This is a genomic window from Streptococcus sp. Marseille-Q4154 (genome assembly GCF_916700545.1).
Classification (GTDB): Bacteria; Bacillota; Bacilli; order Lactobacillales; family Streptococcaceae; genus Streptococcus; species Streptococcus infantis_I.
The window spans coordinates 884,525-897,208 of sequence record NZ_CAKAKN010000001.1; the positions used below are offsets into that span (position 1 = coordinate 884,525).

Sequence of the window (12,684 nt, forward strand, 5' to 3'; positions counted from 1 at the left end):
CTAATCAAAAAGTTTTGATAAATCCAAAGCACCAAATGGGTTCGAATTGAGACTACTTTGAGAATTGAGTAACAGTCTACTCTCATCTGACTCCAGAAAAGCTTCATACACTCGAGCAGTCATACGAGCATCCTCTAAACTATTATGAGATTGCCCTTTAAAACCTAGAAAATTAGCCACAGTTTGTAATTTTAGATTAGCAATTCCATGAAGATCAGAACTACGTCGCTCCAGTGCTTCGTTATAGAGATCAACTAGATATTGATGACTATAGTCAAATCCATACTCTAGTAGAATTGGTAAATCACTTTTTGCTGCATTATAACCAATAAGAGGCAAGTTACCAACAAAAACTTGAAATTTTTGCAGGACTTCTTCTACCTTTGGTGCGCCTTTCAATGTCTCTGAAGTAATCCCCGTCAAACCATTAATAAAACTCTTCAAAGGAACATCAGTGTAGACATAAGAGTCAAATGCTCCTACTTCTTCACCTTCTTTAAAATGCACTGCTGATACTTGAATCAAATGAGTCTTATCCTGGTGTTTATTGAATTCTAAATCAAATGAGATATATTCTCTTAATGTTTCCATCTTATCAATCCTTATTGATTTGTAAAAAGAAACCACCTGGTCTAGTTCTAGAAACCAAGCAGTTTTTTCTTATTTTCCAAATAAGCGAGCAAAGAAGCCTTTCTTCGATGCCTGAACTTCTTGCTTAGCTTGATCTAACTCCAACTGAAGTGTTTCTTGATCCTTCATAGCTTGAAGGGTTAACTGTTGTTGTTGATCCAATTGCTTATCTTTTTCAGCGATTTGGCGGTCTTTGACTCGCATCTGTTCATCTTTTTCAGCCAGTTGCTTATCTTTAGCTTTCAATTGCTCATAAAGACGAATGATTTCAGCGTTCTTTTCGTCAACAAGAATTTCCATGAGTTCTCGTTGCTTAACTTCATCACTAACCGGCTCATCTTCAAAGATAGTCTTTTTGTAGATTTCTTCAAGTTTGATCAATCCACTGCGAGTAACAACAGTAACACCCTTGTCGTTTTTTGTAATATCTTCTTCTGGTAATTCTTTGACACGATTATTGATTGCTTGTCGGGATAGTCCCAAGACCTCAGCAATCTCACTGACAGTCATTTCAATACTCATAATATCCTCTATTTTTCTCTAGCTTTTCTTAAATTAAATCTTATCATAAGTAAGCAAAACTGTCAAATAACACTGTATTTTCAATGGTTTTTTAAGACATAAAATGTAAAAACTATTTATTGGCTAATATTTTAAAAAGATGAGAGCATCTCATCTTTAGACTAGTAGATAAAAATCGTTTATTCAGTATAATTTTAAGAGAAAACCTTTCTTGGTTTGTAGAGATGATCACGTTTCTCCATAATAGCAAGTAACTTCTCACCTTCGAAAGCGGCAACTTCTTTCTCGCTACACTCTAACTCAATAAAACGACCATAACGGACTTCATCTGCCTGCTCAGGAGTCAAGTTTACTTTTACTAAATCCCCTGTCCCAATCTCGAGTGGATGGAGAAAGTCCAGTTTTCCAGCCTCTACTTTTTGAGTAATTTCATCCAAGGTCAAACCATCTTCCAATTTTAAACCTGCTGCACTAGTCCGTGTAAGATGAGACATATGAGCTGCATAACCAAGCTTCTCTCCCAAGTCAACCGATAAGGTACGAATATAGGTTCCCTTACTACATTTTACTCTGAAAGTAAAACGCGCAAGTTTATCCTCGTAGCAAATCGGACTGGTTCTTTCAAAACTATAAATGGTCACCTGACGTTCTGGACGCTCGACTTCCTGACCAGCACGCGCATACTCATAGAGCTTGCGACCATTGACCTTAACAGCTGAGTACATTGGTGGGATTTGAGTGATAGACCCTGTCAGACTGGTAATGGCTTCATCGACAAGCTTTTCATCCATTGGAGACAAAACAGGAGTCTCTGCGGCAACTTCCCCACTAGCATCCTCGGTCGTTGTAGAATATCCCAGAGTGATTTCCCCCTCATAGATCTTGCCCTCATCCTGCATGAACTCGACAATACGCGTAGCTTTACCAACTGCAATAGGCAAAACACCCACCACATCAGGATCCAAGGTCCCACCATGACCGATTTTTTTAGTTCCTAAAATCTTACGCAGCTTAAAAACCGCATCATGCGAGGTCATTCCCGCTTCTTTTTTTAAGTTGATAATACCGTTCATTTATTAACTTTCTAAAAATACTAAAACTCTCTTTTGGAAATCCTTATTCTGTTCATAGAGTGCATGCCCACACTCTGGCAAAATGGTGAGCTGGCTATCTTTGATATGCTGATGCAATCCAAGCGAACCATCTACGCCAAGAACATCATCTTTTTCTGCTCCAATGATTAACGTAGGACAGTTGATTTTTTCCAAAAAATCTAGACTATCATGTTTCAAACAAGATACAGACTGAATATCAATACGTTGTTTATCTTTAATACGACCAAAGATTCCCATAACATTATAAAGTAACCGCCACTTTTGATAGCTCTTTTGCGTGTAGGAGTGCTTTGCAATATCCAGCATGAGATGCTTAAAATTTCCAGATTGACTGAGTTTTTGCCAATTCTCAATTCGTTCTCTAGCAAGTTGACTAGGTTTCCCTGTTGTCACAGCTAGGATGAGCCTTTGAACCCTTTCTGGAAAATCTACAGCTAGCCATTGAGCAATCATTCCACCTTGTGAAATCCCCATAACATAGGCGGCATCTAGGTTTAGTGTCTCCATTGCTTCTGCTACATCTGCTGCCATATCCCGTGTCGTATATCCCTGCCTCAACTCATTGATTCGAGAAAAAACATAAATTTTATAACGTTCGGCAAGTTTACGGTATGTGATTGAAAAAGGCATAGCCATACCTTTAACTGTCTGCAACCCATCCCCCAAGCCTGGTATGATAACGAGAGGCTTCTTTCCTTTACCAAAGGTTACATAATCCATGCTCTTACCGTTAAAATATAAGGTTTTACCTTTTGTTGAAGACATTACTTCGTTCCCTCTACTATTTTTTCATGATTTATTTATGTTGAGTTTTTAAATGCATGGCAAAGCCAGCAGTCACTTTTTCAAATCCAACTGCCTGATAAAACTGATGTGCAGCATTTCGTTCAGCGGTTAACCCACTATTTAAAGCCAGTGCCTCAACTCCTTCTTTTACCGCTTGTTTTTTCAGTTCAGAGATTAGCCTACTAGCAATTCCTTGCCGTCTTGTTTCTTTTGCAACTGACAAAGCTAAAATACGATAGTAAGATCCATCTGCTTCAAAAAAGAAGAGCTTTACATAACCTAAGAAACCTAAAATTTCTCCGTTTCTTTCAGCTAGAATACAGCCATAATGTGGTTGAGAAAGAATCATTGCTAAACGTCGAGACAGCTTAGAAGCGGACGTTGGATAGCCCAAGTCTTCGTATAAAGACAGTAGGGCTTCAGCATCTTTCATGGTTGCTTTTCGTATCTGCATAGGATCCTCCTATTCTCCCCTTAGTGCTTCAAATTTCGCTTTCATAGTTGGATTCTTCCGAGTCAATTTTTTTACAGAAACATCATCCAACTTATTGTTTGCGAGGCGGAGTTGATTTTCTGAAGTGGTCAAGAATTTCTTGATCTCTTCCATGCGTTTGATGGCCTTGTCGATTTCGTCAATAGCCTTACCGAAGTTGACAGATGCTGAATTGTAGTTTTTAGCAAAGGCAACCTTGAAGGCGTCTAGGTCTTCTTCAAAGTGGGTGATGTCAATATTTTGCTCACGGATAAGTGCTAGTTCTTGCTTGTATTTAAGAGAGTTAAGAGCCGCATTACGTAAGAGACCAATCAACTGGATAAAGAACTGAGGACGAATGACATACATTTTCTCATATTCGTGACTAACATCGACAATCCCTGTATTAAAGGAGTCAGCATCAGCTTCAAGCATACTTACCAAAACCGCATACTCACATTTCTTTTCTCGTCTGTCCTTATCCAACTCCTTGTAGAAATCGGAATTCTTGTGTTTACTTTTTGTGCCATCAGCTTCATTTTTCATCTCAAACATGATGGAAATAAATTCTAGGCCATTTTCATCAAAATCACGGAAAATAAAGTCACCTTTAGAGCCACGTTCAGAAACCTTGTTGTCCTTTTCGAAATAGGCATTTGGAAAAGCTAAGCTACGAATCTTGTTAAACTCATTTTCCGCATATCTCTCTAAACTTTCACCGATTTCCTTGGTTGACTGTTGGGCCTTGAAATTCTTGTAAAACTCAACTTGCTCACTAGCTGCCTTGAGCTGGGCTTCATAGTTTTGTTTCACCGAAGCAAGAGAAAGCTCGTTTTCTTTTTCTTGTAAAAGGAGCTGATTTTTAACCTGATCTCTTTCTTTCTCTAGATCAGACAGTGTCTTTTGCAGTTGGTTCTCATGTTCCAAGCGCAAGGTAGCCAGCTGATTCTCCAGTGCTTGCACTTCTTTTTCTTTCGCCAACAAGCTTTGACTAGCACTTTGCTCAACTTCTTTTTTGGCCAATTCTTTTTCGGTATCAAAGTTCTGAATTTGACTTTGAAGCTGGGCAATTTCTTGGTCTTTTTGCGCTAGTTTTGTCTGCTGTTCATTCATGGCTTTTTGCTCTGCCAAGGCCAGCTCTTGCTTCATACGTTCATGCAATTCCTTATCAAACTCTACAGTTCGAACTTGAGAAATCAGCTCTGCATATTGGCTTTCATTAACTGTAAAAACTTCCCCACAATTTGGACATTTAATTTCGTTCATGATTTTCCTCTGTATTTAACATTACTACATTCATTATAGCATGGAAAAACAAAAAGAAAAAGTTGGAATCAATCCAACTTTTAATCTACGTATGTATCTTCGTTCTTGTTTAAGAAGGCATAAGGCAATCCCATCAGTAGACCACCTCCTATAAAGTTACCAATAAAGGTTACACCCCAGTGACGAAGAATATTTCCAATACCGAAGTTTGCGATTGAATCAGCAGCAACACTGAACTTCACAATAGCAAAGGATGCAAAGTTTGCGGCGATGTGCTCATTTGTTAAGAATACAAACATGTAAATGGCTGATAGAACCAACCAAAGTTTTGCTCCACCATCCTTAACTAAAACAAATGAAAGAATGGCGATGTTTACAAAGATATTAGCTAGAATACCTTCAAGTAAAACTAGTTCATTAGAGCGACCCAACTTCATTTCTACAACTCCAGAAATAAAGCTATCATGTGTTAGATTAGCGTAAGCTGCTGAATGAGCAAATCCCCAACCAGCGATAAGCGCACCAATTAAGTTAAAGAAAGTACAATATAGAAGAATTTCAGCTGTTTTTCTCCAGCTAATTTTTTTCAAAAAACTCCCCGCTGTCAAGAACATCATGTTAGATGTTACCAATTCAGCATTCAAGAAGACAATATAAGCCAGTCCCCAAGCAAAAACAAACGGGAAAAGGAAGCGTCCACTACCTGGTGCAATCTTATTGATCAAATCAGCACCTACAGCTCCTGCTGCTGTACTGAAGGTAAGGAAAGCACCTGCAAACATTGAACGAATTGCATATTTGAATTTACTTTGACTGTAAAGACTTTCCTTTTTCTTACAAGCAAATTCGATTTTTGAAATAAATTCTGATGAGACCATATAAACTCCTAAAACTTTTATTTGTGAATATTATAACATAAAATCGATATAATGGGAAGGCTTTCCTAAATCAATCACTAATATTTTTTAAAATTATCGGAATCGTTTACACTCTTGTAGTTTTAAGGTTTTAGACTTCTAATATCACTGAAAACAATTCCTGAACTTCTAGAACTATTTATTATAATTAATATATTTTTAACTAAAATAAAAGAGAGAAACCTAGCATTTCTCCCCACTTCAATTGATAATTTTTAGTCTACATAAGTCTCTTCATTTTTATTTAAAAAGGCATATGGTAATCCAATCAAGAAACCACCACCTATTAAGTTAGCAACAAAGGTGACACCCCAATGACGGAGAATATTTGCGATTTCGAAATGCTGAACTTAATTAGAAACAATGCTAAATTTAACAATACTAAATGACGCAAAATTTGCAGCAATGTGCTCGTTTGATAAAAATACAAACATAGAAATTGCTGACAATATAATCCAAAGTTTTGCAGACGCATCCTTGACTAAGATTGAAGTTAGAATGGCGATATTAACAAATACATTAGCAAGAATACCTTCAAGTAAAACTAATTCGTTCGGACGAGCCAACTTCTTAGCTATAAGTTTTGGTAAAAAACTATCATGGGTCAGATGTGAAAATGCTGAAGAAGTGGAATACATTCTTGTTCTTTACATTTGAATGTTAGCAAAAGCTTCAATTTCTTCTGCAGTCAATCCTACAAGCTCTGAAACCCACAAGCCGACAATATCTGATAAAACAGAATCGCTGACATATTCATTCTCACCATGACCATATTTACAAGTGAATAGAGGGGTTCTTATCGCTGAATGATAAAAATTGAACGCTAACTCTTGCAGTTTCTCTGGCTGAAATTCGAGTCCCAACTCTTGTACAAGTCCAGCTCTCACTTTATCCCACTCTTCGCCTTTTGACTGGTAGTTTTCTCGTGCTTTATTGAGAAATCCTTGACAGAATTTTACCAACAAATCCTTGTTTTGATAGAGTAAACGACAAGAAAAATCACTGATAGAACTAGCATGGAGTAAGAAAGTAAGCAAGTCGTCAAGACTTTCTGCTACCCGACCAACTTGGCCTTCACTCCCTATAAAGCCGATACTCTCATCCTCAAGAATTACATATTCTCCCCCACTACCGTCTTTAGCAAAGGCTATGGGCGAAAGAGAATAAACTTCATTGTTCTGAGAAAATTCAACCTCTTTCAACTGGTCATAAAAGAGAATATCGCATTCTTTCATCAATAAGTTTCTCAGTTGATTATCTTCTCTTATTACTTGTAGTTGAAGCATATTAGCTACTCTCCTGGATTTGACAATTGTCACAAATGACAACAATTCAATTTTAGCAATCGACTCTTAATAATAATAATAGATTTTAATATGGCACTTCTTGGCCACATTGGCAAGATTTTTCAATAACTCCTCGTTTCTTTTGCTTTTTCCAAAATGAAAAGTAAAAGATTTTCCATCTTTCCTTGTAAAGTACAGATGATACCTGTCCCCATTCATTCTTCTCCCTCGAACGTAATCAATATCAATCTGTTTAATTTCAGCTAGAGGAACAATCCTTTTTCTAAAAAGAATAATCGTGTGAATGTATAATCTTCCCTTTGCAATATGAAAAGGATCCAACATACTCCCACCACTTTTTAAGGATGTCTTAACTCTTTGGAAAAAAAGATAGAAATAAAATAGTGCTAAAAAAATTAACAAAAATCTAATGACCTGATTTTTCCAAAGGACTTCAAAAACTGAAATACGATAACTATACATATTAAAATAATCCCTTTTTTCTTTATTATACCACTTTTGTTGAGAGTCTGGGCCTATAGAAAAATAAGAAAAAGGCTGAACAAAGTTCAGCCCTTTTTACGAATGGTTGATAAGATATCTTTATCTAGTCAAATCAATACGTTGACCAATTTTACCAATGATAATTGCACCAACAATTAGTGAAGCAAATTCTCCGATACCAGTAGTGAACCATGTAAAGAAGAATGGTGCTTCTGCTACAATGTTCAATTCAGCAGCAATAGTGATCATTGAAATTGAAAATAGAATTGAAAAGAAGAAATGATCCTTTCGAATCAATCCATTAAAAAGATAGTCTTTACTATATTTACTGAACAACCAAACTCCTAAGCTTAGGAAGACAAGAGTTGAGCCTCCACCTACAGCGACATCAATGAGTCCAAAACTGAAGAAATTAGCAATCATACATCCAAGAGTAACACCGATAATGTACTTAGGATTATAAAAAGCTAGGAAGTTCATCATTTCAGAAATGCGGAACTGATAGGCGCCATAACTGATGGCATTCAGTGGTGGTGTGATTGTCAACACCACATAAATAGCTGCGACAATGGCAATATCTGCCAAATCACGGACAGTAAGTTTTTTCATATTTTCTCCTTTAGCGGCTTTGCCACGTGTAATATGCTTGGTGAAAGAAGCTAAGCACCAAGGGTTGAGCAAGTCAACTTTACAAGTATAGCACATTTATCAGCTTTATGCTATACTAATCTTATGAAAAGATATATTAAAAAATTCTTCGATAACGAAATTTTATCTTATTTATTTTTCGGCGTTGCTACTACCGTAGTATCAATATTTGTCCGCATCGTCATCTTTTATCTTACTCAACAAGAGTTAGTTGCGACTGCCTTGGGAAATATTGCTGGAATCCTATTTGCTTTCTTTACAAATGACACATTTGTATTTAAGCAAGAAAGAAAAAACTGGTTTAATCGATTAATTAAATTTACCTCTGCAAGACTTATCACCTTTTTATTAGATCTTCTACTAACTTTTATTTTTGTAACATGCTTCCCACAAATTATTGGTTACTTTGTTGGAAATGATATTAATACAATTAATACAGTTGAAATCTTCATTGCACAAGTTACGATGGTGGTTCTCAACTACGTTTTTAGTAAGCTTTTCGTATTTAAAAAAAAATAAGCACTTTTCTTGCATTTAATATAAATTTACGATATAATCTAGACTGAAAAATTTCGAAAGGAAAAAGATTATGTTAAAGGATCTTAAAGATTTCTTGCTCCGTGGCAACGTCGTTGACCTTGCTGTCGGTGTGATCATCGCCACTGCTTTTGGTGCTATCATCAATTCATTTGTTAATGATATCATCACTCCACTTCTATTGAACCCAGCCTTGGAAGCTGCAAATGTACAAAACATTGCTGAGCTTGCTTGGAATGGTGTTACATATGGTAAATTCTTGAGCGCTGTTATCAACTTCGTTGTAATTGGTACTGTTCTCTTCTTCATGATTAAAGCTATTGAAAAAGCTCAAAACCTTCGTAAGAAAGAAGAAGTTGTTGAAGAAGCTCCAGCAGCTCCAACTGAATTGGAAGTTCTTCAAGAAATCAAAGCACTTCTTGAAAAAAAATAAACATTTAAAAGGATTTAGGTATTGTCTAAATCCTTTTTTATTGTTATATTTCATCTTTTAGATGACTCTTGAGTTACACCATATTTTTTGATATAATGAGGGAAGTTTCCACCCTTAGTGTAATGGATATCACGTAAGATTCCGGTTCTTGAAATGGGGGTTCGATTCCCTCAGGGTGGATTATAGATAAAATATTATTAATAATTGAAAAAGCAGTGTATTATCACTGCTTTTTTATTTATATCTATACCTGCTCCGATAGTTCTTCCCACTCCAGCATAGCTTCTTCATGACGCTGACTAATCTTATCCAGTTCTGCTTGTAATTGCATGAGTTCATCTGCATCATTGGTGGTATGCATTTGTTCAGAGATAACTTGGGCTTGAGTTTCCAGCTCTTCGATTTCTGTCTCAAGACTTTCGATTTGTCTCATCAATTTACGAAGTTCTTTTTGACTTTCCTTTTGAGCTTGGTAGTCATTAACTGGAGAAGCCTCTTTTTCTTGGCTATAAGTTGACGCTTCTTCCTCTTGACTAGCTGCCAACTCTGCTTTTTTTTCAACATAATAGTCATAATCACCCAAATAGACGGTCGAACCATTTTCGGACAATTCCAGAACATGTGTAGCAACACGATTGATAAAATAACGGTCATGGCTGACAAATAGAAGAGTTCCATCAAAGTCAATTAGTGCATTTTCCAGAACTTCCTTACTATCAATATCCAAATGGTTGGTCGGCTCGTCAAGAATCAGGAAGTTATTATTTTCCATTGATAGTTTAGCCAGTAACAAGCGAGCTTTCTCTCCACCTGAAAGCATGCCAACTGATTTCTTTACATCATCACCTGAAAAAAGGAAGGCGCCTAAACGATTTCGGATTTCCACTTCTGGCGTCAATCTAAAATCATTCCAAAGTTCATCTAAAACTGTATTACTTGGTGTCAACTTACTTTGAGTTTGGTCATAGTAGCCAACTTCAACATTCGCGCCGAAACGCTTCTCACCCTTTATAAAAGGGATCTGATCAACAATAGACTTGATAAAGGTTGTCTTTCCAATCCCATTCGGACCTACAACTGCTACGGCATTCATCTTACGAAGGTCGAGGTTGATAGGCTCTGATAATATTTCTCCATCATATCCAATAGCAGCATTCTCAACTGTCAGCACAATATTACCAGATGTTTTATCAGAGTGAAAGGTCATATTGGCTGATTTATTCCCAGCTTCAGGCTTATCTAAACGCTCCATCTTTTCCAGTTGTTTACGTCTAGATTGAGCACGTTTGGTAGTTGAAGCTCGAACGAGATTTCGGTTAACAAAGTCTTCTAAAGCAGCAATTTCCTTCTGTTGCTTTTCGTAGTTCTTAGCTTCAGTCAGTAACTTCTGCTCTTTCTGCTCCACAAAGCTTGAGTAGTTTCCTACATATCTATCTAAAGAATGTTTGGTTAAGTCGAGCGTTATGGTTGCTACCTTATCGAGGAAATAACGGTCGTGACTAACAATTATCAAGGCACCACTGTAATTAACCAGATAGTTTTCTAACCAGGCAATGGTTTCAATATCCAGGTGGTTGGTCGGCTCATCCAAAACCAAGAGATTTGGCTTTTCAAGGAGCATTTTGGCTAGGGCTAATCTTGTATTTTGACCTCCAGAAAGCTCAGCAATTTTCATCTGCCACATAGACTCATCAAACTTAAAACCATTTAAAATGGCGCGAATATCAGCTTCATAGGTAAATCCTCCAGCCTGACGGAATTCTTCAGATAGACGATCGTAGTCTGACATGAGCTTATCGAGTTCTGCACCTGTCTTTTCCCCCATCTCTAGCTCCATTTGGCGAAGTTGTCTTTCAGTAGTACGTAAGTCATCAAAGACGTGAAGCATCTCGTCATAGATAGTATTTTCGGATTCAAATCGACTATCCTGTGCTAAGTAAGAAAGGGAAATATCTTTTTTCTTATTAATCTCACCAGAAGTTGGCTCTTCTTCCCCGACTAATATCTTTAATAGTGTCGACTTACCTGCTCCATTTTTACCAACGAGAGCAATACGATCTCTTTCATCTACTTGTAGATTAATATTTTCAAATAGAACATCGCCCGCAAAAGAACGTTCGATTTTATTAGCTTGTAAAATAATCATGTAACTATTTTACTATCTTTTTCTGTTTTTAACAATTCAAATAAAAAAAGTTCGAGCTTTAAACTCGAACTTTTAGATATTAATAACCAATACCACCACGGAATGTACGTGCCATATCTTTTAAGTTATAGTTCTTAGAAGATGTGTCGATTGTCCATTTACCGTCTTTCTTAGTCATCTTGATTTCGTAACCTTCTTTTTGCATATTATCGCTAGTATCAAGAGGAGTTGAATCAAATTGACTTGGTGCATTTTCTAAAATGTACTTCTCACCAGCTTTCATAGCTTCTGAGTAGCTGCTGTATTTACCTTTGTTTTCGTCGTAGAATTTACGGCTCAATTCATGGACATTCAAGTTATCCAAGTCGATTGTTTCAGGTCTTACATAGATAACTGCATAGTCTGGCAAGTAAGTTTTAACTTTGTAATCAACTTTTGCTCGTTTTGCATTTGCTTTGATATATGCTTCTGCAAATGTACGAAGTTCAGAATCAGATGGTTTGTAGTTGTAGAATCCTTTACCGAATGACTCAATAAATTTCTTGATAAATTCTTCTCTGTCAGCCTTCACATCGTTTGTAATAAGGTCAGAAGAGCTTGAAGATTTTTTATCATCTGACTTCTTGTCGTCAGATTTCTTATCGTCTGATTTCTTATCATCTGACTTTTTATCTTCAAGTGCAACGATTTGAGTTTTATCATTAGTAAAGCTTACGTTTGATGCACCACCAGTGTTTTCACCATCTAGGTAAACAGCATCAACATAATTTTTCATAGCTTCTTTAGCTTCATCAATAGTATCTTCGTATTGACTTGGATCAACCTTGATAGCTACGTCATTTTTACCTTTTTTATTTTCTTTTACATCATCGTAAAAGCTCGGTGCAAAGTGAAGTTCATATTTAGAATCTTTATTAACTTCATAAACTACATAACCAGCAACACTCTTGCCTTTAGAGAGACTATCTCCGTATGACATAAATTTTGTTTTACTGTCTGACTCATAAATTTGAATCGGTTCAACTTTTTCGTCTTTTTCGTTATAAAGTGCAATATCTTGGCTAGTAAAGCTAAACTGTTTATCACGATTGTTTTTAATCTCAACTTGAAGAGCAAGATAGTGTGAATTTGAATCTTCATCTTTAGGAAGGACATACATACCGTCTTTAACAGAAACTTCAAAGTTTGAGTTAGATGCAGTACCATTATCACTTGCTTTCTTACTATTTCCACAAGCTACCAATGCTAAAGCAGTCAAAACTAAAGCAGAATGCTTAAGAACTTTTTTCATAATAGAAAATCTCCTTTTTTTATTTATTATATTGTACCATACAGTCAAAAATTTTCAAACCAGAAACAGGAAATCGCTTTTAAAAATATTGTAAATTTTTAAATATAATAAATATCTACTCATTCTATGAT

Annotated in this window: 14 protein-coding genes, 1 tRNA gene, 1 pseudogene and 1 riboswitch; of the genes and pseudogenes, 3 read left to right on the forward strand and 13 right to left on the reverse strand. The window is 36.3% G+C overall.

Going from position 1 to position 12,684, the window contains the following annotated elements; all coding sequences use genetic code 11:
- From LG369_RS04460 to LG369_RS04510, 11 genes and pseudogenes are all read right to left on the reverse strand, one after another.
- Positions 1 to 591 (reverse strand): 3'-5' exonuclease, encoded by a 591-nt coding sequence (locus LG369_RS04460; RefSeq protein WP_225750385.1) that lies wholly within the window; start codon positions 589 to 591, stop codon positions 1 to 3.
- A gap of 69 nt (positions 592 to 660) precedes the next feature.
- Positions 661 to 1,152 carry a DUF536 domain-containing protein gene (locus LG369_RS04465; protein ID WP_004252719.1) on the reverse strand — a complete coding sequence of 164 codons (492 nt, stop codon included), beginning with the start codon at positions 1,150 to 1,152 and terminating at the stop codon, positions 661 to 663.
- Positions 1,153 to 1,346: 194 nt separating this feature from the next.
- Complete coding sequence (gene truB / locus LG369_RS04470) at positions 1,347 to 2,225, reverse strand: tRNA pseudouridine(55) synthase TruB (RefSeq protein WP_225750386.1); 879 nt, start codon at positions 2,223 to 2,225, stop codon at positions 1,347 to 1,349.
- 3 nt (positions 2,226 to 2,228) lie between these two features.
- A complete protein-coding gene (locus tag LG369_RS04475; RefSeq protein WP_225750387.1) occupies positions 2,229 to 3,032 on the reverse strand; it encodes an alpha/beta fold hydrolase in 804 nt (267 codons plus the stop codon).
- Between the two features lie 31 nt (positions 3,033 to 3,063).
- Positions 3,064 to 3,507: a GNAT family N-acetyltransferase gene (locus LG369_RS04480; protein ID WP_225750388.1), complete on the reverse strand. Its 444-nt coding sequence runs from the start codon at positions 3,505 to 3,507 to the stop codon at positions 3,064 to 3,066.
- A 9-nt stretch (positions 3,508 to 3,516) separates the two neighbouring features.
- A complete protein-coding gene (locus LG369_RS04485; protein ID WP_225750389.1) occupies positions 3,517 to 4,791 on the reverse strand; it encodes a DUF2130 domain-containing protein in 1,275 nt (424 codons plus the stop codon).
- An 80-nt stretch (positions 4,792 to 4,871) separates the two neighbouring features.
- Positions 4,872 to 5,669: a formate/nitrite transporter family protein gene (locus tag LG369_RS04490; protein ID WP_195184297.1), complete on the reverse strand. Its 798-nt coding sequence runs from the start codon at positions 5,667 to 5,669 to the stop codon at positions 4,872 to 4,874.
- A gap of 254 nt (positions 5,670 to 5,923) precedes the next feature.
- Positions 5,924 to 6,343: pseudogene (locus LG369_RS04495) on the reverse strand (formate/nitrite transporter family protein); the annotation flags it as partial.
- 12 nt (positions 6,344 to 6,355) lie between these two features.
- Complete coding sequence (locus LG369_RS04500) at positions 6,356 to 6,994, reverse strand: hypothetical protein (protein ID WP_225750390.1); 639 nt, start codon at positions 6,992 to 6,994, stop codon at positions 6,356 to 6,358.
- A 66-nt stretch (positions 6,995 to 7,060) separates the two neighbouring features.
- On the reverse strand, positions 7,061 to 7,477 hold the full coding sequence (locus LG369_RS04505; protein WP_225750391.1) for a hypothetical protein: 417 nt from the start codon (positions 7,475 to 7,477) through the stop codon (positions 7,061 to 7,063).
- Between the two features lie 120 nt (positions 7,478 to 7,597).
- Positions 7,598 to 8,107 carry a QueT transporter family protein gene (locus tag LG369_RS04510; RefSeq protein WP_004252705.1) on the reverse strand — a complete coding sequence of 170 codons (510 nt, stop codon included), beginning with the start codon at positions 8,105 to 8,107 and terminating at the stop codon, positions 7,598 to 7,600.
- Positions 8,105 to 8,202: riboswitch (PreQ1 riboswitch) on the reverse strand. Its footprint overlaps the gene before it by 3 nt.
- A 28-nt stretch (positions 8,203 to 8,230) precedes the next feature.
- Here LG369_RS04510 and LG369_RS04515 point away from each other — a divergent pair.
- The 3 genes from LG369_RS04515 to LG369_RS04525 all read left to right on the forward strand — a co-directional run bounded on the left by LG369_RS04515 (position 8,231) and on the right by LG369_RS04525 (position 9,296).
- Positions 8,231 to 8,665 carry a GtrA family protein gene (locus LG369_RS04515; RefSeq protein ID WP_074324702.1) on the forward strand — a complete coding sequence of 145 codons (435 nt, stop codon included), beginning with the start codon at positions 8,231 to 8,233 and terminating at the stop codon, positions 8,663 to 8,665.
- Between the two features lie 70 nt (positions 8,666 to 8,735).
- A complete protein-coding gene (mscL, locus tag LG369_RS04520) occupies positions 8,736 to 9,116 on the forward strand; it encodes a large conductance mechanosensitive channel protein MscL (RefSeq protein WP_036752858.1) in 381 nt (126 codons plus the stop codon).
- Positions 9,117 to 9,224: 108 nt separating this feature from the next.
- A tRNA-Arg gene (locus LG369_RS04525) sits at positions 9,225 to 9,296 on the forward strand.
- 64 nt (positions 9,297 to 9,360) lie between these two features.
- Here LG369_RS04525 and LG369_RS04530 read toward each other — a convergent pair.
- A complete protein-coding gene (locus tag LG369_RS04530) occupies positions 9,361 to 11,262 on the reverse strand; it encodes an ABC-F family ATP-binding cassette domain-containing protein (protein WP_225750392.1) in 1,902 nt (633 codons plus the stop codon).
- Positions 11,263 to 11,341: 79 nt separating this feature from the next.
- Positions 11,342 to 12,553: a DUF5105 domain-containing protein gene (locus tag LG369_RS04535; protein WP_070678177.1), complete on the reverse strand. Its 1,212-nt coding sequence runs from the start codon at positions 12,551 to 12,553 to the stop codon at positions 11,342 to 11,344.
- Between the last annotated feature and the right edge of the window lie 131 nt (positions 12,554 to 12,684).